Origin of the sequence: Mycobacterium tuberculosis H37Rv (assembly GCF_000195955.2) — a bacterium.
Taxonomy (GTDB): Bacteria; Actinomycetota; Actinomycetes; order Mycobacteriales; family Mycobacteriaceae; genus Mycobacterium; species Mycobacterium tuberculosis.
In genome coordinates, this window is the sequence record NC_000962.3 from 1,354,486 (window position 1) to 1,367,461 (window position 12,976).

The window sequence follows — 12,976 nt, forward strand, 5'->3', positions numbered from 1 at the left end:
GAATGGTCGGCGTTACGCGCACACCTTCCGGTAGATGTCCAGTGTCTGCTCGGCGATGTATGCCCAGGAGAACTCTTGGATACAGCGCTGGCGTCCGGCATGCCCGTAGCGCTCCGCCGTTGCCGGGTCGGCGACCAAGGCATTGACCGCCTCAGCCAATCTGGCCTGGTAACCGGTCGCGTCGTCGGCGTCGTAATGCACCAGTGAGCCGGTGATCCCGTCGGCGACCACCTCGGGGATCCCGCCGACGTCGGAGGCCACCACGGCGGTTGCGCACGCCATCGCTTCCAGGTTTACGATACCCAGCGGCTCGTACACCGACGGGCACACGAAAACTGTTGCTGCCGAAAGTATTTCTCGTAGTTGTCCGATGGTAAGCCGGTCTTGGATCCAAAACACGCCAGTGCGATTGCGGGCCAGTTCGGCCACCGCGACGCGCACTTCGTCGGCTACTTCCGGCGTGTCCGCAGCACCCGCGCAGAGCACTAGCTGTACGTCCGATCTGAATCGGTGCGCGGCTGTTACCAGGTGGACGACTCCCTTTTGCCGGGTGATTCGCCCGACGAACACCGCCATGGGCCGGTTCGGATCGACCCCGAGCTCGGCCAGCACCGACCCGGTACGCGCGGGCCCGGCCGGATACCACGTCTCGGTGTCGATCCCGTTCCGGATGACGTGCACCAGGTTCGGATCCAGGCTGGGATAGACCCGCAACATGTCGTTGCGCATTGCAGAACTGACCGCAATGACCGCGTTGGCGGCCAGCACCGCGGTCTGCTCGACCCATGTCGATACCTGGTAGCCGCCGCCGAGTTGCTCCTTCTTCCATGGCCGCAACGGTTCGAGCGAATGTGCGGTCAAAACATGCGGGATGTCGTAGAGTATCGCGGCCAGATGCCCCGCCAGAGCGGTGTACCAGGTGTGTGAATGCACGACGGTGGCCGCGCTGGCGGCATTGGCCATCACCAGGTCCGCGGACAAGGTGGACAGCGCCGCGTTGGCGCTGCCTAGCCTCGGGTCGGGCCGATAGGCAAATGCGCCCGGGCGGGGTGCGCCCATGCAGTGCACGTCGACCGCGCACAGCCGGCGTAGGTAGGCAACCAGTTCGGTGACATGTACCCCGGCTCCACCGTAAACCTCCGGTGGGTATTCCCGAGTCAACATCGCCACCCGCATACCCCGCACCGTAGTGCGGTGACGGGGCGGCCCGCGTGGCGGGCCGAGGAGGAGGCGGAGGCGGCACAGCACCCGTCGAACGGGGCCAAACACCTTGACGGACAGCCCGTCAGAGCAGTAGCCAGGGGCGGATTCCCCTTGGCAGTGGTTTGCGGGGGCCGATAGGTTTGAGCCATGAGAGAAGTGCCGCACGTGCTGGGCATAGTCTTAGCCGGCGGTGAGGGCAAGCGGCTTTATCCGCTGACCGCGGACCGGGCCAAGCCCGCGGTTCCTTTCGGCGGCGCCTATCGATTGATCGATTTCGTACTCTCAAACCTCGTCAACGCCCGGTATCTGAGGATCTGTGTTCTCACCCAATACAAGTCGCATTCACTGGACCGCCATATCTCGCAGAACTGGCGGTTGTCTGGTCTGGCGGGTGAGTACATCACCCCGGTGCCGGCACAGCAGCGCCTCGGCCCGCGCTGGTATACCGGCTCCGCCGATGCGATCTATCAATCGCTGAACTTGATCTACGACGAAGATCCAGACTACATAGTGGTTTTCGGCGCCGACCACGTCTACCGTATGGATCCCGAACAGATGGTCCGGTTCCACATCGACAGCGGTGCCGGCGCGACGGTGGCCGGCATACGGGTTCCACGTGAAAATGCGACCGCGTTCGGTTGTATCGACGCCGATGACTCCGGCCGTATTCGCAGCTTCGTTGAGAAGCCGCTGGAGCCGCCCGGAACCCCCGACGACCCCGACACCACGTTCGTCTCAATGGGCAACTACATTTTCACGACCAAGGTGCTTATCGACGCGATTCGCGCCGACGCCGACGACGACCACTCGGACCACGACATGGGTGGTGACATCGTTCCGCGGTTGGTGGCCGACGGTATGGCGGCGGTCTATGACTTCTCCGATAACGAAGTGCCTGGTGCCACCGATCGCGACCGAGCATATTGGCGCGACGTCGGGACGCTTGACGCGTTTTACGACGCACATATGGACCTGGTGTCGGTGCACCCGGTGTTCAACCTGTACAACAAGCGGTGGCCGATCCGCGGGGAGTCGGAGAACCTGGCGCCGGCGAAGTTCGTCAATGGCGGCTCCGCACAGGAGTCGGTGGTTGGTGCCGGCAGCATCATCTCGGCGGCCTCGGTGCGTAATTCGGTGCTGTCGTCGAACGTCGTGGTCGACGACGGCGCGATCGTTGAGGGCAGTGTGATCATGCCCGGCACCCGCGTTGGGCGCGGGGCGGTGGTGCGCCACGCGATCCTGGACAAGAACGTCGTCGTCGGGCCCGGTGAGATGGTCGGCGTGGATCTGGAGAAGGACCGGGAACGCTTCGCGATCAGCGCCGGCGGCGTGGTCGCCGTGGGCAAGGGTGTTTGGATCTAGGTCCGGTTAGCGGCGCGAGCAGACACAGAATCGCCCATTTCGGCACGAAATTGGGCGATTCTGCGTCTGCTCGGCGCGGTGGGGCGCGCCGGCTAGGGCCCTGGCGGCCCGGGTTGGCCGAACAGCTGCCCGCCAGCGCCGCCGCGAGCGCCGGCCGCGGCGGCCCCGCGCCACCTCCCACGCCGCCGTTGCCGATCAACCCCCCGGGCCCGCCGTCTTGGCCCGGTCCGCCATTGGCGCCGTCACCGATCGAACAGTGCCTGGGTGGGAGCGTTGATCACATTCAGCACGTCTTGCTGCACGCTCTGCGCCACAGCAGCGTTGACGGCTTCGGCAGCCGCATAGGCCCCGCCAGCGCCGGTCAGGGCTTGTACGAACTGCTGATGAAACGCCGTCGCCTGCAAGCTAAGCGCCTGATAGGCCTGAGCGTGTCTGGCGAACAGTGACGCCACGACCGCCGATACTTCATCGGCACAGGCGGCCAGCATCGCGGTGGTTGGGGCTGCCGCGGCGGCATTGGCCGCGCTCAATGCCGAGCCGATGCCCGCCAAATCCGTTGCCGCCGATGCCAGCACGTCCGGGGCGCCACCAGATACGACATGGCCACACCTTATCGTGGGCTCGTTACGGCATGCGGTGTTTTCGACGGACTCGTCACCGACGCCGCGCGTGTGACGCGCGCCGTCAGCCAGCGCTCGGCAACCCGGGCTACCCAGGGACCTCCGGTATCAGCAGGTGCGCGTCGTAGCGTGGGCCCCAGTGCAGCGTGACACGACCACGCGGCGGGCGTGGGTAGGCGGCCGGGAATTGGCCGGTGAGCGGGTTGCGGGGGGACAACCAGCGTCCGCCAACCACCAGTCGTAACTGTTCGCCGGCGCGGAACAATGTCGCCGACGGGCCAAGCGCGACATCGACGGCGACGACCTCGCCGGCGGTGACCGGCCGGGGCCGAGCACACGCCGGGACCGGCTCCCATGGCTGCGAGAGCTCGGGGTCGAGCTCGCGCAGCGAGACCCGCTGCCAGCCGGTGGTCACCCGGTCACGGCCCCAGCCGTAGGACCCCTCAAACGCAACGAACTGGCCATCGCGCCACTTCTCCACTCCGACGAACAGGTTCGCGTCGTCGCAGCCATCCAATTGAACCCACAGGCGGGCGGCCATCGGGCCGGTCAACTCGATGTCTTCGGGGATCGTCCAATTGAATGCTGCTGCCCGAGAGCGAGTTTGGAACCTGATGCTGCCCGCCGTCGGCGGCGGCTCGGTTGCCAGCAGCCCCGGCCCGGCGAGATACATTGGCCGCCAACGCGTGCCGGCAAGCGGCCACTGGGTCTCTTCACGCACCGCGGTGATGGTGTCGCGATCCTCACGCACCTCGAGGCGAACGCTGCGCGAACCGGAGGAGCCGGCCAGCGCGTCTCGCAAGAACTTCAGCTGCTCGGACAGCGCGGTCGCTGAGTAGAAGGTCTCCCATTTGCCCCCGCGATGGGTATACAGCCGGGCGTGACCGCAGCCGCTGCGGGTAAAAGCGCGGATCGACCCGCGGCTGTGCAAGTTGTTGTCCGAGAAGCTACCGCAGACCAGCATCGGAACCTTGATCGCCGACAGGTCGGGTACTCGCGAGCGCCAGAAATCGTCGCGCAGCGGGTGAGCCTCTTGCATCTGCTCCATGTCGTAGGTCTGACGTGTGCGACGTCGCACCCCGCGCGACCACAGCCGGGTGAACCCTGACTCCCGGATGCCGCCGGGAAAGGCCAAGTCGCGGTAGGCGTCGGTGAAACCCTCCCACGGGCAGATCGCCCGCAGCGCCGGCGGTTGCAGCGCGGCCACGGCGTACTGGCTAATGGCCAGATAAGACACCCCCAGCATGACGACGCGCCCATCACTCCATGCCTGGTCGGCGAGCCATCCCACCAGGTCGTAGGTGTCCTCGGCTTCCTGGTGTGACAGCAGGTCTCCGGTACCGTCGGAGCGGCCGCAGCCGCGCGAATCCGCATTGACCACGACGAAGCCCTGCGCGGTCCACCACGCCGGGTCCGGCGCCTCCCAGCCGGTCAGCGCCGAGAAGGTCAGCGGCTTCGGCTGGCGCAGCATCCGGTATTGTGGTGAGAACGTCCACCGGTTGCCCCGCCGCCGCGGCAGGGCGTCCTTGCCGTAGGGATGGATGCTCGCGATCACCGGCCTAGCCCCACCTTCGGCGCTACGAAAGACGTTGATCCGCAGCAGCGTTCCGTCGCGGGTAGGCACCTCGACGTCGCGTTCTATGACGACGTCGGCCGGCGGATCGGTGACGGTGATCGGCGGCTTGGCGACGCCGCGAACCCGCTCCAGCGCATACCGGAGAGCACCGGGACGTCGCCACGGCCGGTCCAAGGCAGGTGACGGGTTTCTGGCCACGCCCGTTACCCTAAAGCTATTCGACCGCTACCACACGTAGGGCACCAACCGGTAGCGCACCAGTTGCCGGTATTCGCGGTACCCGCTGAGTTCTTGCGTCAGTAGTTTTTCCTCGTCGAGGATGCGGAACACCAACACCAGTGTGCCGGGGACGAGGATGAACATCGCCCAGTAAGAGCCCAGTGCCAGCGGTATGCCTGTCATCATGACCACGTTCCCGGCGTACATCGGGTGTCGGACAATTTTGTAGAGACCGTCGGAGGCCAATATCTGGCCCGCCTCCACCCTGACCGTCGAGGCGGCATACCTGTTCTGGATGACCACCAGCATGGCGATGCCAAGGCCCGTCATCACTAGGACGTCGCCGATCACGCACACCGCGGCTGGCACTGACGACCAACCATAACGATGGTCGCACGCGCTCAGCACCATCATCGCGAAGAACCCCAGAAAAGCGCCGATGACGATGAACTTCTGAATCGTTCGGCCCTCCGCGAGCGGACCGCTGCGCATGCGACGTTGAAGGGCCGCGGGATCGTTGCGAGCCAGATAGATTGTGGGGCCAATCGTGGTGCTCACAAATGCGGCGAGGAACACCCACGCCTGCCAATAGTCGAACGTGCCGGCTGGCCCGAATAGGAGCGCGCCGAAAACGACGAGTCCTAACACGCCCCATATGAATATCTTCAGCCCAATGTGCATGGCTCCTCCTAGCAGCGAACGTCACGCCGTCGGAAGGCCATGGCGCCCAGGGTGATCAGGGCTGCATCTATGGCCAGCAGCCACAGCAACGGCACCGCGGTGAAATCGCCGCCGCCGACCCGCGGGATGTGGGCGAACGGCTCCAGGTTGAGCAGCATCTGCGGGAACCCCGCCAACGAGCCGAGCAGGTACAGCGCGATGAACCCGACCAGCACGCCCCACGCCACCGGCGTGAACCGCGGCGCCAACCCGAACAATCCCACGGTCACCGCCGATAACAACCACACGGCCGGCAGTTGCACGGCCGCGGTGCCGACCACGGTGGGCAGCTTGCCGCCGACGTCACCGACGGTCATGCCGTAGGCGAGTCCGGCCGCCACGCCGGAGATCAGGGTCGCCACCGCCGATCCGGCCAGCGCCATCGCCAGATGGCTTGCCAGCCAATGGGTCCGGGAAACCGCCCCGGCGAGCAGGGTCTCGGCCCGCAGCCCGGTTTCCTCTTGGTGCAGTCGTAGGGTCAGCGAGACGGCGAATGCGGCGGCGACCATGCCGATCATGGTGAAGGCCAGCGCAAGGAAGGCCTGTTCCAGTGCGCCGGTGCCGCCCATCCGGGTGACGATGTCACGCACCGCGGTGTTATCGCCCAGCTGATCCCCGATGCCGTGCACCACACTGCCCATCACCAGCCCGTACAGGCACAGGCCGACGGTCCACAACAGCAGGGAGCCGCGATTGAGCCGCCATGCCAGCCCGAAGGGCTCGCTCAGCATGGGCCCGGCGGTGCCGGCGCCGGGGCGTTCGGCGATCAGTCCGGCACCGACATCACGGCCGGCGCGTAATCGATAGGCCAGCACGGTAAGCACGGCCGCGGTCGCCAGCGACAGCAGCAGCACCCACCAACGCTCTCCCGCGTAGGGTCTGACCTGCAGCGACCACCCCAGCGGCGAGCACCAGGACAGCGTGCCCGAGCCGGCATCACCGATGGCACGCAGCGCGAACGCGGTGCCCAGGACGGCGAACGCGACCGCGCGGGTGAATCGGGCGCTCGGCGACAGCTGCGCGGCCACCGCGGCCACCGCCGTGAAGACCATCCCGGAGGCCGCCAGCGCCACGCCAAACGCTACCGACCCGGCCGGAGCCACATCGGTGGCAAGCAGACCCAATGCACCGATCGCGCCGGTCGCGATCGACGCACCGAACGACAGCAGCAGCGCGCCGGTGAGGTTGGCGTAGCGCCCGACCACGGTCGAATCGATCAATTCGGCACGGCCGCTTTCCTCGTCCGCGCGGGTGTGCCGAATCACCGTGAGGATGACCGCCACCGCGATGAGGGTGTGAAACATCCCGGCTTTCCAGATTCCGACCGCACCCAGGCTGTCGTTGTAGACCGGCCCGTAGAGCGCGCGCTGTGCCGGGCTGGCCATAATGGCGGCCGCCGCGGCGGCGCGGGCGGACCGGTCGGGGTAAACCGTTTCGACGCTGGCGATGTACACGGTGGCCAGCGGCACCGACAGCAGCAGCACCCACAGCGGCAACGACACCCGGTCGCGGCGCAGGTACAGGCGCAGCAACCCCAGTGTGCCGGTGAAGCCCGAACCGCGGTGTGGTGCACGGTGTCCTGCGGGTCTCGCGCGATCGATGACCGTACTGCTCACGGCGTTGCCACCTGTTGCTCGGCTGCGACCTCGGGGCCCAGGCTGTAGTGGCGCAGGAACAGCTCCTCCAGGGTGGGCGGCTGACTGACCAGGCTGCGCACACCGGCGTGGCCGAGCACTTGGATGAGTTCTCTCAGGCTTTCGCTGTCGACCTGGGCGCGCACTGTGGTGCCCTCGATGCTGATGTCCTCGACTCCCTTGATTTGGCTGAGGTCTCCTGGATCACCGATCATTTCGGCCTTGATCGAGGTGCGGCTGAGGTGCCGCAAGGCGTCTAGTGAACCGCTTTCGACGGTCTTGCCGGCTCGGATGATGGTCACCTTTTCGCACAGCGCTTCGGTCTCGGCCAGAATATGGCTGGACAACAGCACCGTCACACCGCGTTGGCGTGCTTCGCCGATGCACTGCTGAAACACGTTTTCCATCAACGGGTCCAGGCCGCTGCTCGGCTCATCCAAGAGCAGCAGAGTGGCGTGCGACGACAATGCCGAGATCAGGGAGACCTTTTGGCGGTTGCCCTTGGAGTAGGTGCGCGCCTTCTTGGTTGGGTCCAGGCCGAAGCGCTCGATCAGTTCCGCGCGACGAGCGTTGTCGATGCCGCCTCGCATGCGGGCCAGCAGGTCGATGGTCTCACCACCGGTCAGCGACGGCCACAATGTGACATCGCCTGGAACATAGGCGATGTGGCGGTGCAGGTCGACGGCGTCGGTCCAGGGGTCACCGCCCAGCAACCGCACGCTTCCGCCGTCGGCCTTCACCAGGCCTAGCAGGATGCGCAGGGTCGTGGACTTGCCCGCGCCGTTGGGGCCGAGGAAGCCGTGCACTTCGCCCTCGCGCACCGTGAGGTCGAGCCCGTCGAGCGCCCGCACCGACCCGAAGTGCTTGGTCAGTCCGCGAATCTCGATGGGCACCTGGTGGTTGTCAGCCGACATGTGCTTCTCCTTGTTGAGCTTCGGCCAGGAAGGCCTCGTACATGGCGCGGTCGGCCAGCAGGCCTTCGGTGTAGACCTCCAGGGAAGGCAGCACCATGTCGTGCGCGTAGTCGCGTAACGCTGCACGGAGATCGGTTGGGTTTTCGTGCATTTGCAGATAAAGCAGGAAGCCTCCGCCTCCGGTGATCGCCAGAAACCGAGCACGGGCGCGCGGGTCGCGGCTGGGCTTGACCGTACCGGCGCGTACTCCTTCGTCCAGGTACTCCTCGGCGTTGTCGATCATCTTCTGCCACAGCATCTTCGCCAGCTCGCCGCCGGATTGCATGCTGCGCACCAGGTATGCCATCAGCGGTGCGTAGGATTCGATCTCGGCCATCTGCGCGAGCCAGGTGGTCGGGTCGTTGGACTTCAGTGCCGCAGCCTTGCTGCTGCGGATCTCTTCGGCGACGAAGTCGTCGCAGGCCTTGCGCAGACCTTCCTTGGAACCGAAATGGTGGATGACCAATGCCGCGCTCACCCCCGCCGCTTCGGCGATGGCTCGCAGCCCGACACCGAATCCGTGCCGACCGAACTGTTCGATGGCCGCCTCTCTGATCCTGGCGTGCGCGGTCAGATCGGCTGAACGCATGTTCAGGATATTAAACGTACGTTCATCCCCGGTCAAGGGAGGGCGCCGTTGGGAATCCGTGAAGGCCGCGAACTTTGCCGAGCAGACGCAAAATCGCCCTGGAACGCACGGTTCAGGGCGATTTTGCGTCTGCTCGCCGAATTAGTCCCGCACGGCTGCCAGCACGCCGTCGCCCAGCGGCACCAGTGCCGGAGTGAGCCGTTCATCCTCGGCGATAAGCCGGGCCGCCTCGCGAACCGCGATCACCTCGGCGTCGCGCGCCCCGGGATCACCGGCCCGACCGCCCAGCGCCGCCCGGTGCACGACGATGACCCCGCCGGATCGCAGCAGCCGCACCCCCTCGGCGACGTAATCTGGCTGGTCGATCGGGTCGGCGTCGATGAATACCAGGTCGTAGGATGCGTCGGCGAGCCGGGTCAGCACCTCTTGGGCGCGGCCGCTGATCAGCCTGGTACGCGACGGCCCGATGCCCGCCTCGGCAAAGGCCTGCCTGGCAAGGCGTAGATGCTCGGGCTCGATATCGATGGTGGTCAAGACGCCGTCGTCGCGCATGCCCGACAACAGCCACAGGCCGCTGACGCCGGCCCCGGTACCCACTTCGGCCACCGCCTTGCCTCCGCTGAGCTTGGCCAGCAAGCACAGCAACGCACCCACCGCCGGTGTTACCGCCCCGGCCCCGATGTCGGTTGCGCGCTCGCGGGCGCCGGCCAGGATCACGTCTTCAGATATTGACCCCTCGGCGTGCGCCCAGAGTGATTCGCCTCGGCTGGGGGCCGGCTGGCCAGGCATGTCGTCGTGTCCGGGGGTGCCGTCCATGCCCGCAGCGTATGTCCAATTGGCGACGCCGTCGGGCAGGCGCGCCTGGTTCGAACGCCGGCCGAGCACCGAGCTGGACGCTTGCGGCTGTACCCGACACGCCCGGCGTGCCGGACGCGACGAAGGTCACTTTGACTCGATATTCCCTGGACAGCGCAGGTAACGGTATGGTTTCTAAGCCAAAGCTCAGATTGCTCATATATGGCCCATACGCCGGTACGCGACGGTAATTCCCATGGAACTCCTCGGCGGACCCCGGGTTGGGAATACGGAATCGCAACTTTGCGTTGCCGACGGTGACGACTTGCCAACTTATTGCAGTGCAAATTCGGAGGATCTCAATATCACGACCATCACGACCTTGAGTCCGACCAGCATGTCTCATCCCCAACAGGTCCGCGATGACCAGTGGGTGGAGCCGTCTGACCAATTGCAGGGCACCGCCGTATTCGACGCCACCGGGGACAAGGCCACCATGCCGTCCTGGGATGAGCTGGTCCGTCAGCACGCCGATCGGGTGTACCGGCTGGCTTATCGGCTCTCCGGCAACCAGCACGATGCCGAAGACCTGACCCAGGAGACCTTTATCAGGGTGTTCCGGTCGGTCCAGAATTACCAGCCGGGCACCTTCGAAGGCTGGCTACACCGCATCACCACCAACTTGTTCCTGGACATGGTCCGCCGCCGGGCTCGCATCCGGATGGAGGCGTTACCCGAGGACTACGACCGGGTGCCCGCCGATGAGCCCAACCCCGAGCAGATCTACCACGACGCACGGCTGGGACCTGACCTGCAGGCTGCCTTGGCCTCGCTGCCGCCGGAGTTTCGTGCCGCGGTGGTGCTGTGTGACATCGAGGGTCTGTCGTACGAGGAGATCGGCGCCACACTGGGCGTGAAGCTCGGGACGGTACGTAGCCGGATACACCGCGGACGCCAGGCACTGCGGGACTACCTGGCAGCGCACCCCGAACATGGCGAGTGCGCAGTTCACGTCAACCCAGTTCGCTGAACTACTCAACGGCCGCCGAGCGCGTCGGTTCGGCTACCGCATGGTTGCCAATCGGTCCCGAATCCTGGGGTTTTACCGGCTGGCGATGGTTTTCCGGCACCGCGCCGCGCTACATTCGAGATACCGGTGGCTCGCTAGGTGGCGGAAGGAGGTGGTGATGGCCGACCCCGGAAGCGTGGGACATGTGTTCCGGCGCGCGTTTTCCTGGCTCCCGGCGCAGTTCGCCTCCCAGAGTGACGCGCCGGTCGGCGCGCCGCGGCAGTTCCGTTCCACCGAGCACCTGTCAATCGAGGCCATCGCGGCTTTCGTCGACGGCGAGCTGCGGATGAACGCGCACTTGCGGGCCGCGCATCACCTTTCGCTGTGTGCCCAATGCGCGGCCGAAGTGGACGACCAAAGTCGTGCCCGCGCCGCTCTGCGCGATTCCCACCCGATCCGCATCCCCAGCACGTTGCTCGGATTACTGTCCGAGATCCCGCGTTGTCCACCTGAAGGTCCATCTAAAGGTTCGTCTGGAGGTTCATCCCAGGGCCCGCCCGACGGGGCTGCGGCAGGCTTCGGCGACCGCTTCGCTGACGGCGATGGCGGGAATCGGGGCCGGCAATCGCGGGTGCGTCGCTAGCCGGTGAGCCACTTGTCGCAGCGCATGGCGGGGTTGCTGCGAGTTCATGGCGAGTGGTCGCGATCCGTGGATACTAGGGTGGACACGGACAACGCGATGCCTGCACGTTTTAGCGCCCAGATTCAGAATGAGGATGAGGTGACCTCCGACCAAGGCAACAACGGCGGCCCGAACGGCGGAGGCCGCCTGGCGCCGCGCCCGGTTTTTCGGCCACCGGTCGACCCGGCGTCGCGTCAAGCGTTCGGGCGTCCGTCCGGGGTCCAAGGGTCCTTTGTGGCCGAGCGTGTGCGCCCGCAGAAGTACCAGGACCAGTCTGACTTCACACCGAACGATCAGCTTGCTGACCCGGTGCTTCAGGAGGCGTTCGGTCGTCCGTTCGCGGGCGCCGAATCGCTGCAGCGCCATCCCATCGATGCCGGAGCGCTGGCAGCTGAGAAAGACGGTGCCGGCCCCGACGAGCCCGACGATCCGTGGCGCGACCCCGCGGCCGCGGCCGCGCTGGGGACGCCAGCGCTAGCCGCGCCGGCACCGCACGGTGCGCTGGCCGGCAGCGGCAAGCTGGGTGTGCGCGACGTGCTGTTTGGCGGCAAGGTGTCCTACTTGGCGCTGGGCATCTTGGTCGCTATCGCACTGGTGATCGGCGGCATCGGCGGTGTCATCGGCCGCAAGACCGCGGAAGTAGTCGATGCGTTCACCACGTCGAAGGTGACCCTGTCGACCACTGGCAATGCCCAGGAACCGGCCGGCCGGTTCACCAAGGTGGCGGCCGCCGTGGCCGATTCGGTGGTGACCATTGAGTCGGTCAGCGACCAGGAGGGCATGCAAGGTTCCGGCGTCATCGTCGATGGCCGCGGCTACATCGTCACCAACAATCACGTGATCTCTGAGGCGGCCAACAATCCCAGCCAGTTCAAGACGACCGTGGTGTTCAACGACGGCAAGGAGGTGCCCGCCAATCTGGTGGGTCGTGACCCCAAGACCGACTTGGCCGTCCTCAAGGTCGACAACGTCGACAATCTGACCGTGGCCCGGCTCGGTGATTCCAGCAAGGTACGGGTCGGTGACGAAGTCCTCGCGGTCGGCGCGCCCCTGGGGCTGCGCAGTACGGTGACCCAGGGCATTGTCAGCGCGCTACACCGCCCCGTTCCGTTGTCGGGCGAGGGCTCTGACACCGACACCGTCATTGACGCAATTCAGACCGACGCCTCGATCAACCACGGTAACTCCGGCGGTCCGCTAATCGACATGGATGCCCAGGTGATTGGCATCAACACCGCCGGTAAGTCACTGTCGGATAGCGCCAGCGGGCTGGGCTTTGCGATCCCGGTCAACGAGATGAAATTGGTGGCAAATTCTCTGATCAAAGACGGAAAGATCGTGCATCCGACGTTGGGCATCAGCACCCGGTCAGTAAGCAACGCGATCGCGTCGGGCGCGCAGGTGGCCAATGTAAAGGCGGGAAGTCCCGCGCAGAAGGGCGGGATCTTGGAGAACGATGTGATCGTCAAGGTCGGTAACCGCGCGGTCGCCGACTCCGACGAGTTCGTCGTCGCCGTGCGCCAGTTGGCTATCGGCCAGGACGCTCCGATAGAGGTGGTCCGCGAGGGTCGGCATGTGACGCTGACGGTGAAACCGGACCCCGATAGCACCTAG

Annotated in this window: 12 protein-coding genes and 1 other annotated feature; of the genes, 4 read left to right on the plus strand and 8 right to left on the minus strand. The window is 65.9% G+C overall.

The window, feature by feature from the left end; all coding sequences use genetic code 11:
- Window positions 1–12: 12 nt before the first annotated feature.
- Window positions 13–1,176, minus strand: a complete 1,164-nt coding sequence (glgA, locus tag Rv1212c; protein NP_215728.1) for a capsular glucan synthase — start codon at window positions 1,174–1,176, stop codon at window positions 13–15.
- A gap of 174 nt (window positions 1,177–1,350) precedes the next feature.
- On the opposite strand from glgA, the gene glgC reads away from it, so the two are divergent.
- On the plus strand, window positions 1,351–2,565 hold the full coding sequence (gene glgC / locus Rv1213) for a glucose-1-phosphate adenylyltransferase (RefSeq protein ID NP_215729.1): 1,215 nt from the start codon (window positions 1,351–1,353) through the stop codon (window positions 2,563–2,565).
- Between the two features lie 242 nt (window positions 2,566–2,807).
- Here glgC and PE14 read toward each other — a convergent pair whose 3' ends face one another.
- The 7 genes from PE14 to Rv1220c form a co-directional block, all read right to left on the minus strand.
- The gene (gene PE14, locus Rv1214c; RefSeq protein ID YP_177797.1) at window positions 2,808–3,140 is read right to left on the minus strand and encodes a PE family protein PE14; all 333 of its coding nucleotides are present in this window, start codon (window positions 3,138–3,140) and stop codon (window positions 2,808–2,810) included.
- 133 nt (window positions 3,141–3,273) lie between these two features.
- On the minus strand, window positions 3,274–4,959 hold the full coding sequence (locus tag Rv1215c; protein ID NP_215731.1) for a hypothetical protein: 1,686 nt from the start codon (window positions 4,957–4,959) through the stop codon (window positions 3,274–3,276).
- 27 nt (window positions 4,960–4,986) lie between these two features.
- Window positions 4,987–5,661 (minus strand): integral membrane protein, encoded by a 675-nt coding sequence (locus Rv1216c; RefSeq protein NP_215732.1) that lies wholly within the window; start codon window positions 5,659–5,661, stop codon window positions 4,987–4,989.
- 8 nt (window positions 5,662–5,669) lie between these two features.
- Entirely contained in the window at window positions 5,670–7,316 is a 1,647-nt protein-coding gene (locus Rv1217c; protein ID NP_215733.1) for a tetronasin ABC transporter integral membrane protein, read from the minus strand.
- Complete coding sequence (locus tag Rv1218c) at window positions 7,313–8,248, minus strand: tetronasin ABC transporter ATP-binding protein (RefSeq protein NP_215734.1); 936 nt, start codon at window positions 8,246–8,248, stop codon at window positions 7,313–7,315. Before Rv1218c ends, Rv1217c begins: the two co-directional genes overlap by 4 nt.
- On the minus strand, window positions 8,238–8,876 hold the full coding sequence (locus Rv1219c; protein ID NP_215735.1) for a transcriptional regulator: 639 nt from the start codon (window positions 8,874–8,876) through the stop codon (window positions 8,238–8,240). Before Rv1219c ends, Rv1218c begins: the two co-directional genes overlap by 11 nt.
- A gap of 141 nt (window positions 8,877–9,017) precedes the next feature.
- Window positions 9,018–9,665: a methyltransferase gene (locus tag Rv1220c; protein NP_215736.1), complete on the minus strand. Its 648-nt coding sequence runs from the start codon at window positions 9,663–9,665 to the stop codon at window positions 9,018–9,020.
- Window positions 9,666–9,927: 262 nt separating this feature from the next.
- Here Rv1220c and sigE point away from each other — a divergent pair, with 262 nt between their 5' ends.
- The 3 genes from sigE to htrA all read left to right on the plus strand — a co-directional run bounded on the left by sigE (window position 9,928) and on the right by htrA (window position 12,976).
- Window positions 9,928–10,701, plus strand: a complete 774-nt coding sequence (sigE, locus tag Rv1221; protein NP_215737.1) for an ECF RNA polymerase sigma factor SigE — start codon at window positions 9,928–9,930, stop codon at window positions 10,699–10,701.
- Window positions 10,702–10,788: 87 nt separating this feature from the next.
- Window positions 10,789–10,880 (plus strand) — a sequence feature (mpr6, fragment of putative small regulatory RNA (See DiChiara et al., 2010), ends not mapped, ~~118 nt band detected by Northern blot in M. bovis BCG Pasteur.).
- On the plus strand, window positions 10,859–11,323 hold the full coding sequence (gene rseA, locus Rv1222) for an anti-sigma E factor RseA (RefSeq protein ID NP_215738.1): 465 nt from the start codon (window positions 10,859–10,861) through the stop codon (window positions 11,321–11,323). It overlaps the preceding feature by 22 nt.
- Before the next feature lie 66 nt (window positions 11,324–11,389).
- A complete protein-coding gene (gene htrA / locus Rv1223; RefSeq protein ID NP_215739.2) occupies window positions 11,390–12,976 on the plus strand; it encodes a serine protease HtrA in 1,587 nt (528 codons plus the stop codon).

Coding starts and splice junctions, on each gene's coding strand:
- rseA (NP_215738.1), top strand. CDS start 10,859: ATGGCCGACCCCGGAAGCGTGGGACATGTGTTCCGGCGCGCGTTTTCC.
- glgA (NP_215728.1), bottom strand. CDS start 1,176: ATGCGGGTGGCGATGTTGACTCGGGAATACCCACCGGAGGTTTACGGT.
- Rv1220c (NP_215736.1), bottom strand. CDS start 9,665: ATGCCTGGCCAGCCGGCCCCCAGCCGAGGCGAATCACTCTGGGCGCAC.
- glgC (NP_215729.1), top strand. CDS start 1,351: ATGAGAGAAGTGCCGCACGTGCTGGGCATAGTCTTAGCCGGCGGTGAG.
- sigE (NP_215737.1), top strand. CDS start 9,928: ATGGAACTCCTCGGCGGACCCCGGGTTGGGAATACGGAATCGCAACTT.
- Rv1219c (NP_215735.1), bottom strand. CDS start 8,876: ATGCGTTCAGCCGATCTGACCGCGCACGCCAGGATCAGAGAGGCGGCC.
- Rv1218c (NP_215734.1), bottom strand. CDS start 8,248: ATGTCGGCTGACAACCACCAGGTGCCCATCGAGATTCGCGGACTGACC.
- Rv1216c (NP_215732.1), bottom strand. CDS start 5,661: ATGCACATTGGGCTGAAGATATTCATATGGGGCGTGTTAGGACTCGTC.